This window comes from Streptomyces sp. NPDC086787, from assembly GCF_044745865.1.
Taxonomy (GTDB): Bacteria; Actinomycetota; Actinomycetes; order Streptomycetales; family Streptomycetaceae; genus Streptomyces.
Genome location: NZ_JBIVBC010000013.1, coordinates 47,315 through 69,009 on the forward strand (window position 1 = coordinate 47,315; position 21,695 = coordinate 69,009).

Annotated in this window: 23 protein-coding genes; 6 read left to right on the forward strand and 17 right to left on the reverse strand. The window is 70.4% G+C overall.

Features of this window, described 5'->3' with window-relative positions; translation table 11 throughout:
- Nucleotides 1-79: 79 nt before the first annotated feature.
- Nucleotides 80-685, forward strand: a complete 606-nt coding sequence (locus ACIPK3_RS26125; RefSeq protein ID WP_402573385.1) for a TetR/AcrR family transcriptional regulator — start codon at nucleotides 80-82, stop codon at nucleotides 683-685.
- 210 nt (nucleotides 686-895) lie between these two features.
- Here the strand turns inward: ACIPK3_RS26125 and ACIPK3_RS26130 are convergent, their stop codons facing one another.
- Nucleotides 896-1,525, reverse strand: coding sequence for a helix-turn-helix domain-containing protein (locus ACIPK3_RS26130; RefSeq protein ID WP_402573386.1), 630 nt, complete (start codon nucleotides 1,523-1,525; stop codon nucleotides 896-898).
- Nucleotides 1,507-1,671 carry a hypothetical protein gene (locus ACIPK3_RS26135; RefSeq protein WP_402573388.1) on the reverse strand — a complete coding sequence of 55 codons (165 nt, stop codon included), beginning with the start codon at nucleotides 1,669-1,671 and terminating at the stop codon, nucleotides 1,507-1,509. The genes ACIPK3_RS26130 and ACIPK3_RS26135 overlap by 19 nt, the downstream gene beginning before the upstream one ends.
- Between ACIPK3_RS26135 and ACIPK3_RS26140 the strand changes: the two genes are divergently transcribed.
- A complete protein-coding gene (locus ACIPK3_RS26140) occupies nucleotides 1,670-2,656 on the forward strand; it encodes an alpha/beta fold hydrolase (protein WP_402573390.1) in 987 nt (328 codons plus the stop codon). The two genes, ACIPK3_RS26135 and ACIPK3_RS26140, sit on opposite strands and share 2 nt — an antisense overlap.
- A 260-nt stretch (nucleotides 2,657-2,916) precedes the next feature.
- On the opposite strand, the gene ACIPK3_RS26145 is transcribed toward ACIPK3_RS26140, so the two are convergent.
- Together ACIPK3_RS26145 and ACIPK3_RS26150 are read right to left on the reverse strand one after the other, a co-directional pair.
- Entirely contained in the window at nucleotides 2,917-4,266 is a 1,350-nt protein-coding gene (locus ACIPK3_RS26145) for a class I SAM-dependent RNA methyltransferase (protein ID WP_402573392.1), read from the reverse strand.
- Between the two features lie 92 nt (nucleotides 4,267-4,358).
- Nucleotides 4,359-6,410 carry an APC family permease gene (locus ACIPK3_RS26150; protein ID WP_402573394.1) on the reverse strand — a complete coding sequence of 684 codons (2,052 nt, stop codon included), beginning with the start codon at nucleotides 6,408-6,410 and terminating at the stop codon, nucleotides 4,359-4,361.
- Nucleotides 6,411-6,754: 344 nt separating this feature from the next.
- Between ACIPK3_RS26150 and ACIPK3_RS26155 the strand changes: the two genes are divergently transcribed.
- Together ACIPK3_RS26155 and ACIPK3_RS26160 are read left to right on the forward strand one after the other, a co-directional pair.
- On the forward strand, nucleotides 6,755-7,426 hold the full coding sequence (locus tag ACIPK3_RS26155) for an NAD-binding protein (protein ID WP_402573396.1): 672 nt from the start codon (nucleotides 6,755-6,757) through the stop codon (nucleotides 7,424-7,426).
- On the forward strand, nucleotides 7,426-8,097 hold the full coding sequence (locus ACIPK3_RS26160) for a potassium channel family protein (RefSeq protein WP_402573398.1): 672 nt from the start codon (nucleotides 7,426-7,428) through the stop codon (nucleotides 8,095-8,097). Before ACIPK3_RS26155 ends, ACIPK3_RS26160 begins: the two co-directional genes overlap by 1 nt.
- Before the next feature lie 137 nt (nucleotides 8,098-8,234).
- Here the strand turns inward: ACIPK3_RS26160 and ACIPK3_RS26165 are convergent, their stop codons facing one another.
- The 7 genes from ACIPK3_RS26165 to ACIPK3_RS26195 form a co-directional block, all read right to left on the reverse strand.
- Nucleotides 8,235-9,020, reverse strand: coding sequence for a DUF3159 domain-containing protein (locus ACIPK3_RS26165; RefSeq protein WP_402573400.1), 786 nt, complete (start codon nucleotides 9,018-9,020; stop codon nucleotides 8,235-8,237).
- Between the two features lie 3 nt (nucleotides 9,021-9,023).
- Nucleotides 9,024-9,422, reverse strand: coding sequence for an OB-fold nucleic acid binding domain-containing protein (locus ACIPK3_RS26170; RefSeq protein WP_402573402.1), 399 nt, complete (start codon nucleotides 9,420-9,422; stop codon nucleotides 9,024-9,026).
- Between the two features lie 59 nt (nucleotides 9,423-9,481).
- Complete coding sequence (locus ACIPK3_RS26175) at nucleotides 9,482-10,201, reverse strand: response regulator (RefSeq protein ID WP_402573404.1); 720 nt, start codon at nucleotides 10,199-10,201, stop codon at nucleotides 9,482-9,484.
- On the reverse strand, nucleotides 10,198-12,783 hold the full coding sequence (locus ACIPK3_RS26180; RefSeq protein ID WP_402573405.1) for an ATP-binding protein: 2,586 nt from the start codon (nucleotides 12,781-12,783) through the stop codon (nucleotides 10,198-10,200). Before ACIPK3_RS26180 ends, ACIPK3_RS26175 begins: the two co-directional genes overlap by 4 nt.
- A gap of 234 nt (nucleotides 12,784-13,017) precedes the next feature.
- Nucleotides 13,018-13,785: a DUF3710 domain-containing protein gene (locus ACIPK3_RS26185; protein ID WP_402573407.1), complete on the reverse strand. Its 768-nt coding sequence runs from the start codon at nucleotides 13,783-13,785 to the stop codon at nucleotides 13,018-13,020.
- Between the two features lies 1 nt (nucleotide 13,786).
- Complete coding sequence (dut, locus tag ACIPK3_RS26190) at nucleotides 13,787-14,332, reverse strand: dUTP diphosphatase (protein ID WP_402573409.1); 546 nt, start codon at nucleotides 14,330-14,332, stop codon at nucleotides 13,787-13,789.
- Complete coding sequence (locus ACIPK3_RS26195) at nucleotides 14,329-14,913, reverse strand: PaaI family thioesterase (RefSeq protein ID WP_402573411.1); 585 nt, start codon at nucleotides 14,911-14,913, stop codon at nucleotides 14,329-14,331. The genes dut and ACIPK3_RS26195 overlap by 4 nt, the downstream gene beginning before the upstream one ends.
- Nucleotides 14,914-14,971: 58 nt before the next feature.
- On the opposite strand from ACIPK3_RS26195, the gene ACIPK3_RS26200 reads away from it, so the two are divergent.
- Nucleotides 14,972-15,439, forward strand: a complete 468-nt coding sequence (locus tag ACIPK3_RS26200; RefSeq protein WP_402573413.1) for a DUF3093 domain-containing protein — start codon at nucleotides 14,972-14,974, stop codon at nucleotides 15,437-15,439.
- Here ACIPK3_RS26200 and ACIPK3_RS26205 read toward each other — a convergent pair whose 3' ends face one another.
- The 4 genes from ACIPK3_RS26205 to ACIPK3_RS26220 form a co-directional block, all read right to left on the reverse strand.
- Nucleotides 15,440-16,360, reverse strand: coding sequence for a hypothetical protein (locus tag ACIPK3_RS26205; protein ID WP_402573415.1), 921 nt, complete (start codon nucleotides 16,358-16,360; stop codon nucleotides 15,440-15,442). It abuts the gene before it with no gap.
- Between the two features lie 13 nt (nucleotides 16,361-16,373).
- Nucleotides 16,374-16,670, reverse strand: a complete 297-nt coding sequence (locus ACIPK3_RS26210; protein WP_005481602.1) for a DUF4193 domain-containing protein — start codon at nucleotides 16,668-16,670, stop codon at nucleotides 16,374-16,376.
- A 385-nt stretch (nucleotides 16,671-17,055) separates the two neighbouring features.
- Complete coding sequence (locus tag ACIPK3_RS26215) at nucleotides 17,056-18,303, reverse strand: sensor histidine kinase (protein WP_402573417.1); 1,248 nt, start codon at nucleotides 18,301-18,303, stop codon at nucleotides 17,056-17,058.
- Nucleotides 18,304-18,308: 5 nt separating this feature from the next.
- Complete coding sequence (locus ACIPK3_RS26220; protein WP_402573419.1) at nucleotides 18,309-18,962, reverse strand: response regulator transcription factor; 654 nt, start codon at nucleotides 18,960-18,962, stop codon at nucleotides 18,309-18,311.
- A gap of 451 nt (nucleotides 18,963-19,413) precedes the next feature.
- Between ACIPK3_RS26220 and ACIPK3_RS26225 the strand changes: the two genes are divergently transcribed.
- Nucleotides 19,414-19,587: a hypothetical protein gene (locus ACIPK3_RS26225; protein ID WP_402573421.1), complete on the forward strand. Its 174-nt coding sequence runs from the start codon at nucleotides 19,414-19,416 to the stop codon at nucleotides 19,585-19,587.
- Nucleotides 19,588-19,650: 63 nt separating this feature from the next.
- On the opposite strand, the gene ACIPK3_RS26230 is transcribed toward ACIPK3_RS26225, so the two are convergent.
- Together ACIPK3_RS26230 and ACIPK3_RS26235 are read right to left on the reverse strand one after the other, a co-directional pair.
- Nucleotides 19,651-20,466: an inositol monophosphatase family protein gene (locus ACIPK3_RS26230; protein WP_402573423.1), complete on the reverse strand. Its 816-nt coding sequence runs from the start codon at nucleotides 20,464-20,466 to the stop codon at nucleotides 19,651-19,653.
- An 8-nt stretch (nucleotides 20,467-20,474) separates the two neighbouring features.
- Nucleotides 20,475-21,602 carry a ferrochelatase gene (locus ACIPK3_RS26235; protein ID WP_402573425.1) on the reverse strand — a complete coding sequence of 376 codons (1,128 nt, stop codon included), beginning with the start codon at nucleotides 21,600-21,602 and terminating at the stop codon, nucleotides 20,475-20,477.
- Between the last annotated feature and the right edge of the window lie 93 nt (nucleotides 21,603-21,695).

Genomic DNA, 21,695 nt, shown 5'->3' on the forward strand with positions numbered 1-21,695 from the left:
CGTGGGACTGGCCGGTACCGTACCATTGCCGTCAGGCGACGCAACGCCTCGGCGGACCGTGATGGGTTGTGTGACGAGCATGGACAGATCCAGCAGGCAGCACAGGGTGGCGAAGTTGCCGCCCCGGGAACGGATCCTTGACGCGGCAGAGGAACTCTTCGCGCGTGACGGAATCAAAGCGGTGGGTGTCCAGGCGATCGCCATCCGGGCCGAGACCACCAAGATGGCCTTGTACCGCCACTTCGAGACCAAGGACGTACTCGTCGAGGAATGGCTCCGCATCGTCGCGGCCGACTACACCGCCGCGTTCGACCGGGTGGAAGAGGCACATCGCGACAATCCCCGAGCGCAGATCCTGGGGATTGCCCGGTTCATCGCCGACGGACTTCCCGAGATTTCCCACCGAGGGTGTCCGTTCATCAACTCCGTGGCCGAGCTGCCCGACCGCGCACATCCGGCACGTCGGCTGATCGAAGCCCACAAAGCCGGTCAGTTGCGACGACTTACGGACCTCTGCACCCGGGCCGGGATGCCCGATCCAGCCCAAGCGGCCGCCGAGATCACCTTCGTCCTTGAAGGAGCGCAGGTGAGTGTCCAGAACGGAAGCATCAGCGACGCGGGCGAGCGCCTCGTGAGGATCGTCGAGGCCCTCTTGGGAAACCATCAGGGCCCCAAGGATTCCTGACAGGTACTCGTGCGCACACCGCGGCCGTCCCTCGTGTCCGGTCAGCGGTTGCGCCTGGCCGACCCTGCCGCCCTGCTTCGCGTCTCGAAGCCAACCAACCGCCGTCGGTTTCTGATCCGATCGAGCGAAGCCTCGGGGGCACGGCCACGGGGCACGAGTACCGGAGCAGTGTGGTTGTCACCGACGAGGCACGCGACTTGTCACAAGTGCTCATTCAGCAGTCTTTCCGTCACCCAACCCGCGGCCAAGGGCTGGAGGAGTGCGCAGCCGTAGACGTTCTCCCTGAGGGCCGAACATGATCAGATACTCGACCGGTCCGGTGGATCCGGCGTTCGCGACGCCGTGGGGGGTGCGGGTGTCGAACTCGACGACGTCCCCGGCAGTCAGGACGAGGTCCTGGTCGCCGAGTGCAATCCACAACCGCCCGTACAGCACGCACAGCCACTCGTAGCCATCGTGGGACATCTGGCGGGGCCGTCCGGGCCGCTCCGCGACGGCAAGCAGCACGTGCTTGTGGGCGTGAAGGCCACCGACGTACTGGGTCAGCGGCAACACCGCCTTGTCGTCACCGAAGTTGTGCGGCGCCGTCTTGCGGGGCTCGGCCGCAGGAGCGGGTGCGGTGCCGACCAGCTCGTCCAGGGCGACTCCGTATTCCATCGCCAACTGCAGCACCACCTCCAGGGTGGGCTTGCGCCGGCCGGTCTCGATCCGCGACAGCGTGCTGGGCGATATACCGGTCGCGCAGCTGACAGCGGCGAGGGTGACGCCACGGCGCTCGCGCACGACCCGCAGCCGCGGCCCCATCGCCGCCAGCGTCTGGGTCACGTCGTCACCTGCCATCGTCCCGGTTCCTTCCCGCCGTGCCGCTTCACCGCCTTGTCCTGCAACCTTGCCAGATTGGCAACGCTGATCGCGCCGAGTGGCCGCAGCGCCGCATGATCGATGGGTTCCCGCCGGCCGCCCACGCCCGAGGAGTAGTCCCCCATGCGATCCGAGCAGACCGCCGCACCGCGCCATCACACCGTCCAAGCCCCAGCCGGGCGCCTGCACCTGGAGGAACAGGGCACCGGCCCGTTGATCCTGCTCGTGCACGGCTTCCCGGAGTCCTGGTACTCCTGGCGCCACCAGCTCCCGGCCCTCGCCGCGGCCGGATACCGGGCAGTGGCGATCGACGTGCGCGGCTACGGCCGCTCCTCCAGGCCCGCCGCAACCGACGCCTACCGAATGCTCGACCTGGTGGAGGACAACGTCGCCGTCGTGCGCGCCCTCGGCGAGGAGAGCGCGGTGATCGTCGGCCACGACTGGGGCTCCAACATCGCCGCCGCCTCCGCCCTGATCCACCCCGCGGTCTTCCGCGCGGTCGGCTTGCTGAGCGTCCCGTACGCGCCGCCCGGCGGCCCCCGCCCCACCGACGTCTTCGACCGGATAGGCGGCCCCGAGCAGGAGTTCTACGTCTCCTACTTCCAGGAGCCCGGCCGCGCCGAGGCGGAGATCGAGCCCCACGTCCGGAGCTGGCTCGCCGGCTTCTACGCCGCCCTTTCCGCCGACACCATGCCCGCCGAGAACGAGCCCGACCCGCACTTCGTGGCCCCGGGCCGTCAGCTGCGCGACCGCTTCCCCACCGGCCGACTCCCGGCATGGTTGAGCGAGGGGGACCTCGACGTCTACGCCGGGGAGTTCGAGCGCACCGGTCTGACCGGCGCCCTCAACCGCTACCGCAACATGGACCGCGACTGGGAAGACCTCGCCCCGCACCGCGGAGCCCCGATCAAACAGCCGTCCCTGTTCATCGGCGGCGCCCTGGACGCCTCCACCACCTGGATGTCCGACGCCATCGACGCCTACCCCATCACCCTCCCCCACCTGTCGGCCTCCCACCTCCTGGAAGGCTGCGGCCACTGGATCCAGCAGGAACGCCCCGACGAGGTCAACCACCTGCTGACCAACTGGCTCGCCACACTCCAGAGCTGAACCAGACGGACTACCCAAGCAGTTTGGCCGTGCTTCTGAGGGGGCGCACAGAAGCAGCGCATGCCGGTCTGCCCGGTGATGGGGGGAGACCGGCGACGGGAGTCACTCTCGCTCCGCCTGACACCCCCTCAGGAATCCCGGGCAGGAACGTGTGAGTCACGGGGGCCGGGAGGTGGCGCCCCACACGAAGACACCGTTCGCTCGACCCGGCGCAGGCAGCAAAACAGGTCGACCGAACCATCCAGACCGCAATCCGCAGGTCAGGCGCCCTTCGCGGCAGGCTCCAGAATCGCCACGCACTCCACATGATGCGTCATCGGAAACAGATCGAACGCCCGAAGCGTCCGAACCCGGTAACCCGCATCCCGGAAGTACCCCAGGTCCCGCGCCAGCGCAGCCGGATCGCAGGCGACGTAGGCGATGCGGCGGGCGCCCAGGGTGGCGAGGTGGTCGACCGTGCGGCGGCCGGCGCCCGCTCGGGGTGGGTCGAGGACGATGAGGTCGACCTCGGTGATGCCGGTGCGCGGGAGGACGGACTCGACCTTGCCCTGTTCGACGCGGACGCGCGGGAAGTCCGCGAGGTTGTGGCGGGCGTCCTCGACGGCGCGCTTGCCGGACTCGATGCCGAGGACCGCGCCGTTGTCGCCGAGGCGGTCCGCGAGGGCGCCGGCGAAGAGGCCGACTCCGCAGTAGAGGTCGAGGGCCATCTCGCCCTTGCGCGGCAGGAGGCCCTGCATGACGGCGGTGACGAGGGTGTCCGCGGCCTTCGGGTGGACCTGCCAGAAGCCGCCGTTGCCGACGCGGTGCGTACGGCCGTCGGCGCGTTCGCGGACGAAGGGGCGACCGTGGACGCGGTGCACACCGCCGTCCTTCTCTTCGACACGCAGTACCGAGACGGGTTTGTCCAGCTCGACGAGCGGAAGCCGGGCGCCCGGCTCGGGCGTCAGGATCACCTGGCGGTCCTGCGAGCCGGTCGCGGCGATCGCCTCGACCGAGTCCATGCCCGACCAGTCGCGCTTCTCGATGCCCAGCTCGGTCACCCCGGGGGCGGCGATCATGCAGTGGTCGATCGGCTCCACCTCGTGCGAGCGGTGGCGGCGCAGCCCGGCCCGGCCGGACACGTTGACCGCGTACTGCACACGCGTCCGCCACTGCGGTACCTCGCCGGGGGCCAGCTTGTCGCCCTCGGCGGGCATCACCGTGCCGTCCCAGCCCGCCTCCTCGGGCGTGAGGCCCGCGAGCCGCCGCAGCTGCTCGGCGATGACCTCGCCCTTGAGGCGGCGCTGGGCGCCGGGCTTGGCGTGCTGCCAGTCGCAGCCGCCGCAGCGGCCGGGGCCGGCGTACGGGCAGGGTGCCTCGACCCGGTCCTTGGATGCCTCCAGCACCCGTACCGCGTCGGCGCGCAGATACCGCGCACCCTCCTCGCCCTCGGTGACCCGGGCCACCACGCGCTCGCCCGGCAGCGCGTGCCGGACGAACAGCACCTGTCCGCCGGACGTGCGCGCGATGCAGTGCCCGCCGTGGGCGACGGGGCCGACCTCGACCTCGTACTCCTCACCCACGAGGCTCACGTGGGCCCCCGCCTGCGACTTCTTCGGTTCTGCCTGCATGGCGGGGTGACTCCACAACTCAACGGGGAAACGTCGACGAGGCGACAAGACAAGGCGACAACTGGACGGAGGAACGACAACAGCCCACCAGTCTAGTTGCTGCCGCTGGTCTCCTTCGCCCGCTGCTGCTCGGCCGGTCCCCGGCGCACCGCTCCGGGCGCGTTCCACTCCTGGCGCTTACGGGCCCGGTTCCGGGCCGCCTCGGAGGACTCCAGCTGGTACGGCACCGACGTGACCATCACGCCCGGCGTGAACAGCAGCCGCCCCTTGAGGCGCAGGGCGCTCTGGTTGTGCAGCAGATGCTCGTACCAGTGGCCGACCACGTACTCGGGGATGATCACCGAGACCGCGTCGCGCGGGGACTCGGCGCGCAGGCTCTTGACGTACTCGATGATCGGGCGCGTGATCTCGCGGTACGGCGAGTCCAGCACCTTCAGCGGTACGTCGATGCCGCGCCGTTCCCACTCCTCGCGCAGCGCCTTCGTCTCCGCCGGGTCGACGTTGACGGTGAGCGCCTCCAGCGTGTTCGAGCGCATCAGCTTGGCGTAGGCCAGCGCCCGCAGGGTGGGGCGGTGGATCTTGGAGATGAGGACGACGGAGTGGACGCGGGACGGCCGTACGCTGTCGTCGCTCGGGCCCTCGGGAGCGGCGATCTCCTCGGACACCCGGTCGTAGTGGCGCCGGATCGCTGTCATCGTCACGTAGAAGATGCACATGCCGAGCAGAGCGACCCAGGCACCGTGCGTGAACTTGGTGACGAGGACGACGACCAGCACCAGGCCGGTGAAGAACGCGCCGAACGCGTTGATCGCGCGGGAGCGGACCATGTGGCGCCGCTTGAGCGGGTCCTTCTCGACGGCGAGGTGGCGGTTCCAGTGCCGGACCATGCCGGTCTGGCTGAGCGTGAAGGACACGAACACGCCGACGATGTAGAGCTGGATCAGCCGGGTCGAGTCGGCGCCGTAGATCACGACCAGCAGGGCCGCCGCGCCGGCGAGCAGCACGATGCCGTTGGAGAACGCGAGGCGGTCGCCGCGGGTGTGCAGCTGGCGCGGGAGGTAGCGGTCCTGGGCGAGGATCGAGCCGAGCAGCGGGAAGCCGTTGTACGCGGTGTTCGCGGCGAGGAACAGGACCAGGGCGGTGGCGGCGGCCAGCAGGATGAACAGGAAGCTGCCCTTGCCGAAGACGGCCTCGGCGACCTGGGAGATCACCGGGTTCTGGACGTAGCCGGAGCCGACCGGGCTGCCGTTGTGGATCAGGTCGGTGGCCGGGTGCTCGGCCATGCGGACCTTGGTCGCCATGGCGAGGGCGATGATGCCGCAGAACATGGTCACGGCGAGCAGGCCCATCATCGCGAGCGTGGTCGCCGCGTTCTTGGACTTGGGCTTGCGGAAGGCGGGGACGCCGTTGGAGATGGCTTCCACGCCGGTCAGGGCGGCACAGCCGGACGAGAAGGCGCGCAGCAGCAGGAAGACCAGGGCGAAGCCCGCGAGGCCCTGGTGCTCGGCCTTGATGTGGTAGTCGGCGGTCGGGGCGCGCATGGTGTCGCCGAGGATCAGGCCACGGGTGGCGCCCCACGCGATCATGATGAAGACGCCGCCGACGAAGACGTACGTCGGGATCGCGAAGAGCTTGCCCGACTCCTTCATGCCGCGCAGGTTCATCAGGGTCAGCAGCAGGATCACCGCGGTCGCGCAGAACACCTTGTGCTCGACCACGAAGGGAATCGCGGAGCCGAGGTTCTCGATGCCGGAGGCGATGGACACGGCGACGGTGAGGACGTAGTCGACCAGCAGTGCGCTGGCGACCGTCAGGCCTGCCTTGGGGCCGAGGTTGGTCGTGGCGACCTCGTAGTCGCCGCCGCCGCTGGGGTAGGCGTGGACGTTCTGGCGGTAGGAGGCGACCACGGTGAACATCAGCACGACGACCGCGACAGCGATCCAGGGGCTGAAGTGGTACGCCGACACGCCCGCGATGGACAGGACCAGCAGCACCTCTCCCGGGGCGTAGGCCACGGAGGACAGCGGGTCGGAGGCGAAGACGGGGAGTGCGATGCGCTTGGGCAGGAGGGTCTCCCCCAGCCGGTCGCTGCGCAGAGCGCGCCCGATCAGGATCCGTTTGGGCACGTCGGTCAGTTTGGACACGACAGAGCATGCTAGAGCTTCGAACAGGCAGTCGCCCACCCGCGTCTCACTATCCGCCGCAGTCGCGACCCCGCGTTCGACTGCGACTACGGCCCGTCACTCGCGCGGACCACCCTCCTGGGAGGCTCCGGCAGGGCTGTCGGCGGCTGAGGTTACGGTTGACTTGGGCACACACGGGCGGCGATACGTACCCGCGGGGGATCACACGGGGGATTCCCCGGCATGATGTTGCCCGGCGGACCGGAACCCGGTCCGCCGTCCCGTTGCCCCGGCGAGCCGAGAGAAGGATATGAGCACTGCGTTCACGCAAGTCAGCGGCCTAGCGAGGAGTGCGGGGTAAGACCGTGCACATCGTCATCATGGGCTGCGGAAGAGTGGGCTCCGCTCTTGCCCAGACCCTGGAACAACAGGGCCACACGGTCGCCGTGATCGACCAGGACCCCACCGCCTTCCGCCGGCTGGGCCCGGGGTTCGGCGGCCGCCGGGTGACCGGCATCGGCTTCGACCAGGACACCCTGCGCGAGGCGGGCATCGAGGAGGCCGGCGCCTTCGCCGCGGTCTCCAGCGGTGACAACTCGAACATCATCTCCGCGCGCGTTGCCCGCGAGATGTTCGGCGTGGAGAACGTCGCCGCCCGCATCTACGACCCGCGCCGCGCGGAGGTCTACCAGCGCCTGGGCATCCCCACCGTGGCGACCGTCCGCTGGACCGCCGACCAGATGCTGCGCCGTCTGCTGCCCTCCGGGGCGGAGCCGCTGTGGCGCGACCCCACCGGCGGCGTCCAGCTCGCCGAGGTGCACGCCTCTCCCCAGTGGGTGGGCAACAAGATCAGCAGGCTGCAGGAGGAGACAGGCGTCCGTGTGGCCTTCCTGACCCGCCTCGGGGAGGCGATCCTGCCGACCTCGCAGACGGTGCTGCAGGAGGGCGACCTCGTGCACGTGATGATGCGGTCGGACGACGTCGAGAAGGTCGAGGCGGCGTTCGCCGGGGGCCCTGAAGAGGAGGGCGGTCACTGATGAGGGTCGCCATTGCCGGTGCCGGTGCGGTCGGCCGTTCGATCGCCGGCGAACTTCTGGAGAACGGCCACGAGGTCCTGCTGATCGACAAGGCGCCGACCGCCATCTCGGTCGAGCGTGTGCCGCAGGCCGAGTGGCTGCTCGCCGACGCCTGCGAGATCACGTCCCTGGACGAGGCGGCGCTGCAGCGCTGCAACGTGGTGATCGCCGCCACGGGTGACGACAAGGTCAACCTGGTGGTCTCCCTGCTCGCCAAGACGGAGTACGGCGTTCCGCGGGTCGTTGCCCGGGTGAACAACCCCAAGAACGAGTGGCTGTTCAACGAGGCCTGGGGCGTGGACGTCGCCGTCTCCACCCCGCGCCTGATGTCCGCCCTGGTCGAGGAGGCGGTGAGTGTCGGCGATCTGGTCCGGCTGCTCCGCTTCAGCCACGGTGACGCCAACCTGGTCGAGCTGACGCTGCCCGAGGAGTCGGCCCTGGCCGGCACCCAGGTCGGCGATGTCGAATGGCCCGAGGACACCTCGCTGGTCACGATCATCCGCGGCACCCGTGTGCTGACCCCGTCCAAGGAGGACTCCCTGGAGGCGGGCGACGAGCTGCTGTTCGTGGCCGCGCAGGCCCGGGAGGAGCAGCTGGAGGACCTGCTGTCGGTGCGGCGCGAAGAGAGCTGATCCCTTCGGGGACACGACGGTGGGGGCGCCCCAGGCATTCCTGGGGCGCCCCCACCGTCGTGGTTCCACCTCCGTACGGGACAGGTTCGTACGGGTAGCCCGTACGGCCGTACGGGAAGGCGGGCGTGGGCGTAGGGCTACTGCTCGCGCCGGTGTCGGCCGCCCGTCGCGTCGCTCGCCTCGCCGTGCTCCGCCTCGCCGTGGCCCGCCGCCAGTGCGGCCTTGCGCTCCTCCTCGGCCTTCTCCTCCGCCTCCATCTCGGCGAACACGTCGATCGGGGCGGGCGCCTTGGCCAGGAACACCCAGGTCAGCCATACCGCGAGCAGGAAGGGCGGGATCTTCAGGGCGACCAGGACCCAGCCGAGCTGAGCCGTGTTCGCCCACCAGTAGAGCGGGAAGAGGATCGCGCACTTGGCGAGCAGGATCAGCCCCCAGGCCCAGCTGGCCTTGGCGTATGCCTTCTTGCGGCCCGGGTTGCGGGTGCGCCAGGAGAGGTTCTCCTTGAACACCGGGCCGAGGATGAGGCCGATGAGGGGGACCCCGGCGAGGGTGGTGATGATGTACGCCAGTGCCAGACCCAGCGTGTAGAGCATGCCGGGGAGGTAGAAGTCCTTGGCGTTGCCGGTGAACATCGCGAAGATCACACCGAAGGCGACGCCGAACACACCGCTGAACGCGTGCTTGACGGTGTCCTTGGTCACCAGCCGGACCACGACCAGCACGACCGACACGGCGAGCGCGGCGATCGCGGACCAGTGCAGGTCCTTGTTGATCGTGAAGATGGTGACGAACAGCAGGCCGGGCAGGACCGTCTCGACCATGCCCCGGACACCGCCGAACGCCTCGAACAGGGCCGCCTCGGTCACCGCCCTGGCGTCGTCCTGCTCAGTGGTGGCTCCGGAAGGCTTGTCGAGTGACGTCACGCGTTACTCCCGTCCGAGGGGTCTCAGTTCGTACTTGGGGTTGAACAGCACACGGCGGCCCCGGCTCATGGAGATCCGGCCCGACGCGATCAGCCTGCGCCCGGGCTCTATGCCCACGATGGAACGCCTGCCGAGCCACACCACGTCCAGGGCGGCGGAGCCGTCGAACAGCTCGGCCTCCAGGGCCGGAACTCCGGCGCGCGGACGCAGGGTGACCGTGCGCAAGGTACCAGTAACCGTCACGATCTGCCTGTCGTGGCAGTCACCGATCCGTATGCAGCCCGCCGTCTCGGCGTCTTCCCGCAGTTCCTCGGACTCCAGGTCCTGCTGGGACGTGGAGAGCCGGTCGAGCATGCGCCGGAACCGTCCGGCCGGCTTTTCGGAACGAGGAACAGCGCTCATATCTGAAGCGTACCGGGGTGCACCCACAGCAACGCACCCACGGCAACCCGGCCGCGGGCTCACCGCTCGAACCGGTAGCCCATCCCCGGTTCCGTGATGAAGTGCTTCGGGTGCGACGGGTCCGCCTCCAGCTTGCGGCGGAGCTGGGCCATGTAGACGCGCAGGTAGTTCGTCTCCGTGCCGTAGGACGGTCCCCACACCTCCTGGAGCAGCTGTTTCTGGCTGACCAGGCGGCCCGTGTTGCGGACCAGGACCTCCAGGAGGTGCCACTCGGTGGGGGTGAGGCGTACGTCCCGCCCGGCCCGGTTGACCTTCTTGGCAGCCAGGTCGACGGTGAACTCGTCGGTCTCCACCAGGACGTCGTCCTCGCCGTCGCCCGTCACGGGCTCGGCCCGGCGCACGGCGGCGCGCAGCCGGGCCAGCAGTTCGTCCATGCCGAAGGGCTTGGTGACGTAGTCGTCGGCGCCCGCGTCGAGTGCCTCGACCTTCTCGTCCGAGGTCTGCCGGGCGGACAGGACCAGGATCGGCACACGGGTCCAGCCGCGCAGGCCCCTGATCACCTCGACGCCGTCCATGTCGGGCAGGCCCAGGTCCAGGACGACCACGTCGGGGTGGCGGGAGGCGGCCAGTTCGAGGGCGGTACGGCCGTCGGGGGCGGCGTCGACCTCGTACTTGCGGGCCTTCAGGTTGATCACGAGGGCGCGCACGATCTGCGGCTCGTCGTCGACCACGAGCACCTTCGTGGGGGCCTGGGGCGAACCCCCGGTCGGGCTCATCATGGAGCCTGCCTTTCCGGTTGTGCGGAAGTGAGCCGGGTGGGAACCGGTCCTGTCGCCGGTTCCGGGCCTGTCACCGGCCCCGCCGCCGATCCTGCCGCGCGCAGGCTCAGGACCATGGTGAGTCCGCCGCCAGGCGTGTCCTCGGCGTCGAGGGTGCCGCCCATCGCCTCGGCGAAGCCGCGCGCGACGGCCAGGCCGAGGCCGACACCGGCGCCGCGCGGCGCGTCGCCGTAGCGCTGGAACGGTTCGAAGATGCGGCCCTTGGCGTCGTCCGGCACGCCCGGTCCCCGGTCCACTATGCGCACCTCGACCCGGTCGGCGATGGCACTGGCCGAAACGAGCACGGACTGGTCCGGCGGGCTGTACTTGACGGCGTTCTCCACCAGGTTGGCCACCGAGCGTTCGAGGAGCCCGGGATCGACGGCGACCATCGGCAGCGACTCGGGCACGTCCAGTACGACGCTGTGCTCGGGCACCCCGCCCAGCGCCATCGGGACCACCTCGTCGACGTCGATGTCCCGGACGATCGGGGTGACCGTGCCGGTCTGGAGGCGGGACATGTCGAGCAGGTTGCCCACCAGGTGGTCGAGCCGGTCGGCGCCCTCCTCGATGCCCGCCAGGAGCTCCGCCCGGTCCTCCTCCGGCCAGTCCACGTCGTCGGACCGCAGCGAGGTGACCGCCGCCTTGATCCCGGCCAGGGGGGTGCGCAGATCGTGGCTGACGGCGGCCAGCAGCGCCGTACGGATGCGGTTGCCCTCGGCCAGTCTGCGGGCGCTGTCGGCCTCCTCCTGGAGGCGCCTGCGGTCCAGGGCGACGGCGGCCTGCGCGGCGAACGCCGCCAGCACCCGGCGGTCCTCGGCGGGCAGCACCCGCCCGGTCAGCGCGAGGGCCAGATGGTCACCGACCGGCACGTCGACGTCGGCGTCCTCCGGCCGGTCCAGCGTCCGGCCGAATCCGGCACGGGAGACGCAGGTCCAGGGCTCGAGCTCGCCGGACCGCTCCAGCAGGGCCGCGGACTCCATGCCGAAGGTCTCGCGGACCCGTTCCAGCAGGTCGTCCAGGCCGGTCTCGCCGCGCAGCACGTTGCCGGCGAGGTAGGAGAGTATCTCCGACTCGGCGCGCAGCCGGGCTGCCTGGTGGGTGCGGCGGGCGGCGAGGTCCACCACCGAGGCCACGGACAGCGCGACCCCGAAGAAGATCACGATGGCGACGATGTTCTTCGGGTCGGAGATGGTCAGCCGGTGCAGGGGCGGTGTGTAGTAGTAGTTCAGCAGCAGGGACCCGAAGGCCGCCGAGGCCAGTGCCGGAAGCAGTCCCCCGAGCAGGGCCGCCGCGACCGTGAAGGTCAGGAACAGCAGCATGTCGTTGGCGAGGCCGAGGTTCACGGTGCTCAGCAGGACCGCCATCGCGGCGGGGCCGGCCAGTCCGACCGTCCAGCCCCAGATGATCCGGGCGCGGCCGAGCCGCGCGCCGCGGGCGACGGGCAGTCCGCGGCCCTTGGCCACCTCACCGTGGGTGACGATGTGCACGTCGATGTCGGGGCCCGACTCCCGGGCGACGGTGGCGCCGACGCCGGGTCCGAAGACGTACTGCCAGGTCTTGCGGCGGGAGGAGCCGAGGACGATCTGCGTGGCGTTCACTCCACGCGCGAAGTCCAGCAGGGCGGTGGGGACGTCGTCGCCGACGACGTGGTGGAAGGTGCCGCCGAGGTCCTCCACGAGGGTCCGCTGGACGGCCAGTTCCTTGGGGGAGGCGGAGGTCAGCCCGTCGCTGCGGGCGATGTAGACCGCGAGCACCTCGCCGCCCGCGCCCTTCTCCGCGAGACGTACGGCCCGTCGTATCAGCGTCCGGCCCTCGGGGCCGCCGGTCAGGCCCACGACGATCCGTTCCCGTGAGCCCCAGATGGCCGAGACCCGGTGCTCGCTGCGGTACTGCTTGAGGTACTCGTCGACACGGTCGGCGACCCACAGCAGCGCCAGTTCACGCAGGGCGGTCAGGTTGCCGGGACGGAAGTAGTTGGACAGGGCCGCGTCGACCTTGTCCGGCTTGTAGACGTTGCCGTGCGCCATGCGGCGGCGCAGCGCCTGCGGCGACATGTCGACCAGTTCGATCTGGTCGGCCCGGCGTACGACCTCGTCGGGCACTGTCTCCTGCTGGCGGACGCCGGTGATCGACTCCACGACGTCACCGAGCGACTCCAGGTGCTGGATGTTGACGGTCGAGACCACGTCGATCCCGGCCGCGAGGAGTTCCTCCACGTCCTGCCAGCGCTTGGCGTTGCGGGAGCCCGGGACATTCGTGTGGGCGAGTTCGTCCACCAGGGCGACGGCGGGCGCGCGGCGCAGGACGGCGTCGATGTCCATCTCGGTGAAGACGGCGCCCCGGTACTCCAGTTCCCTGCGCGGGATCTGCTCCAGGCCGTGCAGCATCACCTCGGTGCGCGGCCGGCCGTGGTGCTCCACGAAGGCCACCACGCAGTCGGTGCCCCGCTCGGTCCTGCGGTGCGCCTCGGAGAGCATGGCGTAGGTCTTGCCCACGCCCGGTGCCGCGCCGAGGTAGATCCGAAGCTTGCCGCGTGCCATGGCCCCATTGTCTTCCGGTTACTGCTGCCTACGCAGCGTCGACCTTACGGCCAACAATCCCGACGAATGGGACGGAGAACCGGTGAGCGGGCATCTTTGACGCAACCCTGACGTGCGGGACTCGAGCACGCGGGACACAAGACACATGGGACACAAGAAGGGGCCGCACCCCGAAACCGGGTACGGCCCCTCTCCCTGCTCGAATCCGCGAAGCGAATCGCGGCCCCCCAACGGCTACCGGACCTCGGTGATCTCCGGTCCGCGCTGGAGCTGGCCCATGCCGCCGGAGAAGCGGGAGGACTCGGACTCGTCCTGCTGGAAGCCCTCGGGGACCATCTGGGCGTCGTTCGGGAGCTTGAGGACGATCGGGTCGCGGGGCGCCATGGGGCCCTCGCCGCGGACCACGACCGTGTCCCGGAAGACCTGCTCCAGCAAACCGGCCGCCTGCGGCTGCACCGCGCCCTGGCCGGAGATCACGCCGCGCAGGAACCAGCGCGGTCCGTCCACACCGACGAACCGGACGACCTGGAAGCCGCCCGTGCCGTCCGGCAGCTGCACCGGCACCTGGGCCCGCAGCTCCCAGCCCAGCGGGCCCTCGACCTCGTCGACGATGCCGCCCTGCTGGGTGATGCCGGCGCCGATCTCCTCGCGCACCTCGCCCCAGATGCCCTCACGCTTGGGCGCTGCGAAGGCCTGAAGCTGGACGGCGCTGTCGCGGAGCACCACGGTCGCCGCGACGATCGCGTCGCCCGCGACCTCGACACGCAGCTCCATGCCCTCCACGCCCGGCACGAACAGACCGCCGAGGTCCACGCGGCCCTCGGCGGGCTCGCTCACCTCGGAGTCGTCCCAGGGCCCGTCGGGCCGCGGCTCGGGGTCGAGGCGTACCCGCGCGCGCTCGCCCTCTTCCTCGTCCGCCTCGGTGTCGACGCTGTCGACGACCTGCTCGGCCTCGCCGGCCGCGTCCTCGGCGGCACCCTTCTTCTTGCGACGTCCGAACACGTCACTGTCCTTCCCGGTCGGATACGACCGAAGCGTATCGATTCCCACCCGTATGACCGCTCTTGGCGGCCTGACCGTTTGCGTCGCTCGCGTCACCCACCGCGGCGTGACCGCCGGTGGACCCGAAGCCCCCCTCGGCCCGCGCCGAGCCGGGAAGTTCCGCCACCTCCTCGAAGCGGACCCTCTCGACCTGCTGGACGACCAGTTGGGCAATCCGGTCGAAGCGCTCGAACCGCACGGTCTCGTACGGGTCGAGATTCACCACGATCACCTTGATCTCCCCACGGTACCCGGCATCAACCGTCCCTGGGGCATTCACCAGCGCGACACCGCAGCGGGCGGCGAGACCGGACCGTGGGTGCACGAAGGCCGCGTACCCGTCCGGGAGGGCGATCGACACTCCCGTGGACAGCACGGCGCGCTCCCCCGGCTTCAGCTCGTGAGCCACCGTGGTCCGCAGGTCGGCACCCGCGTCGCCGGGGTGCTCGTACGCCGGAAGCGGTACGTCGGCGTCGACACGGCGGATCAGTACGTTCAGGGGACTCACGGGTTCACCTCGAAAGCGCGGGTGCGCCGGACCTGGTCCGGATCGCTCATGGCCGCCTGGATCTCCTCCTCGCGGCCGTTCTCGACGAAGTGCTTCACGCCGACCTCGATGAAGAGGGCTTCGGCACGGACGGCGACGGGCCCCTCGGGGCCGCCGAGCCGGCCGGTGCCGGTCGAGTAGATCTTCCGCCCGGCGACGGCGGTCACCTCGGCCTCCAGGAACAGTGTCGTCCCCACGGGCACCGGCCGCACGAAGTCCGTCTCCAGTCGGCCGGTGACGGCGATGGTCCGCAGCAGCCAGTTGAGCGAACCGAGGGTCTCGTCGAGGGCTGTGGTCAGCACGCCGCCGTGCGCGAGCCCCGGGGCTCCCTGGTGGGCGGGTTGCACGGTGAACTCGGCCGTGAGGGAGACGCCCTCACCGGCGCGTGCCTCCAGGTGCAGCCCGTGCGGCTGCTCGTGACCGCAGCCGAAACACTGTCCGTAGTGCGCGCCGAGCAGTTCGCCGGGCGCGGGGGCATCGGGGTGACGCGTCGGTTTCACGGCGTCGGCGGGAGGCTTGAGACCTGCGGAACTACCACTCACAGGCGCAGACCTTACCCGCGCGTCGGCGAAGTCCGGACACCGTGCCAAGCTTGGCGTCATGCAGCTTTCCGCCGCCCCCTACGAAGAACGCCTCACCGCCCCCCGCTCCTGGTGGCTGATCAGCTTCCTTGTGGGGGTCTCGTTCGCCCTGATCGTGCTCCCGTTCGGCCCGTTGCCGGCCCTGGGCGGCCTGGTGGGCGGTACGGCGGCCGCCGCGGTGGTCGCCAGTGCGTACGGCTCGCTCAGGATCCGCGTGGTGGGCGGTTTCCTCGTCGCGGGCGACGCCAAGATCCCGGTGTCCGCGCTGGGTGAGGCGGAGGTCCTCGACCCGGAGGAGGCTCGCGCCTGGCGCACCTACAAGGCCGACACCCGGGCCTTCCTCCTGCTGCGCGCCTACATCCCGCGCGCGCTGCGCGTCGAGGTCACCGACCCGGCCGACCCGACGCCGTACCTGTATCTGTCGACCCGGGAGCCGGAGCGGCTGGCCGAGGCGATCAAGTCGGCCCGCGAGGCCGCAACGTCCTGATCAGTCCTCGGGCCTGCCGGTGACGTCCTCGATGGCGAAGGGGTCGGCGGGGGGCTCCAGCGGGGGCAGGGCGGGCAGCTCGCCCCAGGGGATCTGGATCTTGCGGAGGTCCGCGCGGATGCGTGCCGCGAGCTTCCTGGTGTCGCGACGGTTCATGACGGCCCCGACCGCGGCGCCGACCATGAACGGCATCAGGTTGGGCAGGTCGCGCACCATGCGCTTCATGATCTGCTGGCGCAGTTCGCGCTTCATGCGCGTGCCGAGGGCGTGGTCGTAGGTCGAGGGCCGCATGACCTGGATGCCGCGCTCCCCCGACCAGGAGGCCAGATAGGCGGTGCTGCGGTCCTTGCGGCCGCCGGGCGGCCGCACGCCGTAGACCTCGTGCAGTTCGGCGATGAGCTTCAGCTCGATCGCCGCGACGCCGGTGATCTCCGCGGCCAGCTCGGTCGGCATGGCGGGCGGCACCGGCAGCATGGCCGCGGCGCCGATACCGGCCCCGACCGTGGCGGTCCCGCTGGCCGCGCCCGCGACGAGCTTGTCCGCGAGCTCCTCCGGCCCGAGGCCCGGGAACTGCCCGCGCAGCGTCGCGAGGTCCCGTACGGGGACCCGTGGGGCGATGTCGATGATGCGGTCCGCCAGGTATCCGAGGCCCGCCCTGGCGCGGCTGCCGCCCTTGCGGGCGCCTTCCCGGGCCATGTCTCGGGCCTTGTCCCGGATGACCGCCGCCCGCCGCCTGGCGGCGGAGGCGGGAGGCTCGGCCGACGCCGGGAGGTCACCCCGGCCGGCCGACGGTTCGAGCGAGGCTCCCGCGCCCGATGAGCCCCGCTCGTCGTCAAGTGCGCCGTGCGGGACGTCGGACGGCCCCCGGCCCGCTCCCCGGAGAGGGAAGCGGCGCCTGCGGGGAGGGTTCGAACCAGTCACGGCCGGACTGTCCTCAGTCGCAGTCGCGGCAGATCGGCTGGCCGTTCTTCTCGCGGGCCAGCTGGCTGCGGTGGTGCACCAGGAAGCAGCTCATGCAGGTGAACTCGTCCTGCTGCTTGGGCAGCACCCGGACGGCCAGTTCCTCGTTCGACAGGTCGGCGCCGGGCAGCTCGAGGCCTTCGGCGGCCTCGAACTCATCGACGTCCACAGCGGAGGTCGACTTGTCGTTCCGCCTGGCCTTCAGCTCTTCGAGACTGTCCGAGTCGACGTCGTCGTCGGTCTTGCGTGGAGTGTCGTAATCGGTTGCCATTGTCGCTCTCCCCCTCTGGGTGTCTGCGGTGTCTCCAGCGCACGTAACGCGTGAGAGGCCGGACTTGTGCCCGACCTGAGGCGGAGATTTTGCCTCACATCAAGGTCTGTTACTCAATCGACACCCAACCGGACCCCTCAAGAGTGATCGGCTTGGATGGCGATGGGGACCGTACACGGTCCGAACGCCGCACCTCAAAGGCGTCCCACCGTGTACTTCCCGTGATCACGACCCCTGAAAACCCGGATTTTTCCGGCTTTCACCACACAGTCATGATCACTGAACGTAGATGGCCGGAATTACCCACATGTGATCGATCACACACGGGAAACCTCGTAGAGCCCCGAGGGAATTCCGCGTAGAGCGAACATTCCCGCGGGTGTCGTCACAGTGGCAGTGTGACCCGCATCACCAGACCACCGCCCTCACGAGGCTGCGCGACGATGTGACCGCCGTGCGCGCGGGCCACGGACCGCACGATCGACAGACCGAGCCCCACACCCTTGTCGCTGCCCGTTCGTTCCGTACGGAGGCGCCTGAAGGGCTCGAAGAGGTTGTCGATCTCGTACGCCGGTACGACCGGCCCCGCGTTCGAGACGGTCAGTACCGCCTGGCCGTGCTGGACCTCGGTGGTGACCTCCACCCAGCCGTCCTCGGGGATGTTGTAGCGCACGGCGTTCTGCACCAGGTTAAGGGCAATCCGCTCCAACAGGACGCCGTTGCCCTGCACGACCGCGGGCCTGCGCTCGCCGCCGATCCGCACGCCCTTGGCCTCCGCCTCGGCATGCACCTGGTCGACGGCCTGCGAGGCGACCTCGGCGAGGTCGACGGGCTTGCGCTCGACGATCTGGTTGTCGCTGCGGGCGAGCAGCAGCAGACCCTCCACCAGCTGCTCGCTGCGCTCGTTGGTCGCGAGCAGCGTCTTGCCCAGCTGCTGGAGCTCCACGGGCGCGCCGGGATCGGACAGATGGACCTCGAGCAGGGTGCGGTTGATCGCGAGCGGGGTCCGCAGCTCGTGCGAGGCGTTGCCGACGAAGCGCTGCTGGGCGGTGAAGGCGCGCTGCAGCCGGTCCAGCATGTCGTCGAAGGTGTCCGCCAGCTCCTTCAGCTCGTCGTCCGGGCCGTCCAGCTCGATACGGCGTGACAGATCGGACCCGGCCACCGCACGCGCGGTGCGGGTGATCCGGCCGAGCGGGGACAGCACACGGCCCGCCATCGCGTAGCCGAAGGCGAAGGCGATGATCGCCAGGCCCAGCAGGGCCAGCAGGGAGCGGCTGAGCAGGTCGTCCAGGGCGCCCTGGCGCTGCTGGTCGATGCAGTGGCCGATCGCGTCGTTGAACTCGCCCAGCGTCAGACTGTTCCCGTTGATCTCCGGGCAGGCCGGGAAGGACACCTTGAGCTGATCGTAGCTAACGATCTTGAAGGGCGGCTGGTTGCCCTCGTTGATCGCCTGCGCGGCCAGCAGGTAGATGATCGACAGCAGCAGGATGCCGGCGATCAGGAACATGCCGCCGTAGAGCAGGGTGAGCCGTATGCGGATGGTCGGTCGCAGCCAGGGCAGCGGCGGCTGCGGCCTGCGGGGGTCCCAGGTGGGCTTCGGAGGCGCCTGGGGAGGCGCGGGTGTCGTGGCCACGGCGGTCAGATCCGGTAGCCCGAGCCGGGAACGGTGACGATGACGGGCGGCTCGCCGAGCTTGCGACGCAGGGTCATCACCGTCACGCGCACGACGTTGGTGAACGGGTCGGTGTTCTCGTCCCAGGCCTTCTCCAGGAGCTGCTCCGCGGAGACGACCGCGCCCTCGCTGCGCATCAGCACCTCGAGGACGGCGAACTCCTTGGGCGCCAGCTGGACCTCCTTGCCGTCCCGGTGGACCTCGCGGCGGTTGGGGTCGAGCTTGATTCCGGCGCGCTCCAGGACGGGCGGCAGCGGAACGCTGGTGCGCCGGCCGAGGGCCCGTACGCGCGCGATGAGCTCGCTGAAGGCGAACGGCTTGGGAAGGTAGTCGTCCGCGCCGATCTCCAGACCCTCGACGCGGTCGCTGACATCACCGGAGGCGGTGAGCATCAGAACGCGCGTGGGCATGCCCAGCTCGACGATCCTGCGGCAGACGTCGTCGCCGTGCACCAGCGGGAGGTCGCGGTCGAGGACGACCACGTCGTAGTCGTTGACGCCGATGCGCTCGAGGGCGGCCGCACCGTCGTACACGACGTCGACGGCCATGGCCTCCCGGCGCAGTCCGGTGGCCACCGCATCGGCGAGCAGCTGCTCGTCCTCGACGACGAGTACGCGCACGTGGCATGTCCTTTCAGTGACCACCCGCACGGCGCTCGGTGAGCACGCGCGGGCAGGGGTGTCCGTGGGATGTGCCCCCCATCCTGCCCTTTTCGGCCATAAGTCGGGGGTAAGGCACCGCAGTACGGCCACCGGCCCGTGACAGCGGGATACCGACCGGCCGGACCGGCCGCGACGGGACATGAACACCAGAATTTTCCCTCCGCTTGAGGTTTCCACGGAGAGGAGCTGGGGGAGGACGGCTTTACACCCCGCGATCACGCTCTGCATGTGCCGCAACACCAGCGGTACATCGCGATCCGCTTTCCGCGGAGCGGGCGCGGGTGTCCGGCACCGTCGCCGCCCGGCGCGGACAGCGCCGGGCATCCGCAGGAGATGTGGTCGCCCCTTTCACCGGCACACCCCCGTGCCAAGGACCCACGACCCACGACCCAGGACGAGGGGGCGCAGCATGGACGCATTCACCGCAGGACTTCTGCAGCGCATAAAGGCGACCGAGTCCGACCTGTCGAGGGCTCGTGACGAGGGCGACGACTTCCTCGTCGAGGTGGAGCAGGGAGAGCTCGACGACCTGCGCCGTCTCGCCGCCGAACACGGTGTGGAAGTCACCGCGTCACGCGTCTGACAGCCCGCGGTACACGAACGGGGCCCCGGCGAATCCAGCGCCGGGGTCCCGTTCCGCTGTGTCCTAGTCGTGCCAGGCTCCGAAGTCCTCCAGGAGTCGCTGGAGGGGTTCGTAGACGCCCGGGGCACCCGCGACCGTCAGATGGCGTGCGGGGCGCTCTCCGGGGCGTCCACCGGTCAGGGCGCCCGCCTCACGGGCGATCAGGTCGCCCGCCGCGAAGTCCCAGGCGTTCAGCCCGCGCTCGTAGTAGCCGTCCAGGCGGCCCGCGGCCACGTCGCACAGGTCGACCGCGGCCGAGCCGCTGCGTCGGATGTCGCGCACGAGCGGAATCAGCTTCGCGGCCACCTCGGCCTGGTGGGCGCGGACCTCCGAGACGTAGTTGAAGCCGGTGGAGACCAGCGCCTGGTCCAGCGGCGGCGCGGGCCGGCAGGCCAGCCTGCGCTCACCCGGCCAGGCGCCGGTGGCCCAGGCGCCACCGCCGCGTACCGCGTGGTAGGTCTCGCCGCGCATCGGGGCCGCCACGACCCCGACGACGGTCTCCCCGTCGTGCTCGGCCGCCACGGACACCGACCAGGTGGGCAGGCCGTACAGGTAGTTCACCGTGCCGTCGAGCGGGTCGATCACCCAGCGGATGCCGCTCGTGCCCTCGCTGGAGGCACCCTCCTCGCCGAGGAAGCCGTCGTCGGGGCGAGCCCCGGCGATCAGGTCGGTGATCAGTTTCTCGGCGGCGATGTCCATCTCGGTGACGACGTCGATCGGGCTGGACTTGGTCGCCGCGACCGCGAGGTCGGCCGGTCGGCCGTCGCGCAGCAGCTCGCCCGCGCGGGCGGCCGCCTCCCGGGCCAGTTCCAGGAGCCGCTGGTGCAGGGGGTCGGTCATGGGGATCCTCACGCGTAGGGGCTGTCGGCGCCCGCGGCGGCCGGGCGGGGGGCGCGGGCCGGGCAGCAGCCGACCGGGCACAGGTTGTGGCTCACGCCGAGCGCGCCGAGGGCGCACGGTGCGACGTCCCGGCCGCTCTCCGCGGCCGCGCGCTCCAGGACCAGCTCGCGGATCGCGGCGGCGAACCGCGGATCGGCGCCCACGGTGGCGGAGCGGCGCACCGGCAGACCCAGTTCCGCCGCCTTGGCCCGCGCCTCGGTGTCGAGGTCGTAGAGGACCTCCATGTGGTCGGAGACGAAGCCGATGGGGGCCATCACGACGGCCGGGACACCGGTCTTGTGCAGCTCCTCCAGGTGGTCGCAGATGTCGGGTTCCAGCCAGGGGATGTGCGGGGCGCCGGAACGGGACTGGTAGACGAGCCGCCATGGGTGGTCGACGCCGGTGCGCTCACGGACCGCGTCGGCGATCAGCCGGGCAACGTCCAGGTGCTGCGCGACGTACGCCCCGCCGTCACCGTGGTCCTCGGCCGGGCCGGAGGCGTCGGCGGCGGCGGTCGGGATGGAGTGGGTGGTGAAGGCGATGTGCGCGCCGTCGCGGACGTCCTCGGGCAGGTCGGCGAGGGAGTCGAGTACACCGTCGATCATGGGCTGGAGGAAGCCGGGGTGGTTGAAGTAGTGCCGCAGCTTGTCGATCTTCGGCAGTTCCAGGCCCTCCGACTCCAGGGCGGCCAGCGCGTCGGCGAGGTTCTCGCGGTACTGGCGGCAGCCCGAGTAGGAGGCGTAGGCGCTGGTCGCCAGGACCAGGATGCGGCGGCGGCCGTCGGCGACCATCTCCCGCAGGGTGTCCGTCAGGTAGGGGGCCCAGTTGCGGTTGCCCCAGTAGACGGGGAGCTCCAGTCCGTGCTCGGCGAAGTCCCCCCGCAGGACGTCCAGCAGGGCGCGGTTCTGGTCGTTGATGGGACTGACCCCGCCGAACAGGAAGTAGTGCTGCCCGACCTCCTTGAGGCGTTCCTTCGGGATGCCGCGCCCGCGCGTCACGTTCTCCAGGAACGGAACCACGTCGTCCGGTCCTTCCGGGCCCCCGAAGGAGAGCAGGAGCAGGGCGTCGTAGGGGGTGGCATCGAGCGCATCTGGCATGGATCCGATCCTGCCACCCGGCACGGACTGCGGAGAAACGGCGGGGTGGGATCACCGGGTCGGAGGGCCACCACCTAGGTGTATTGAGCCGCA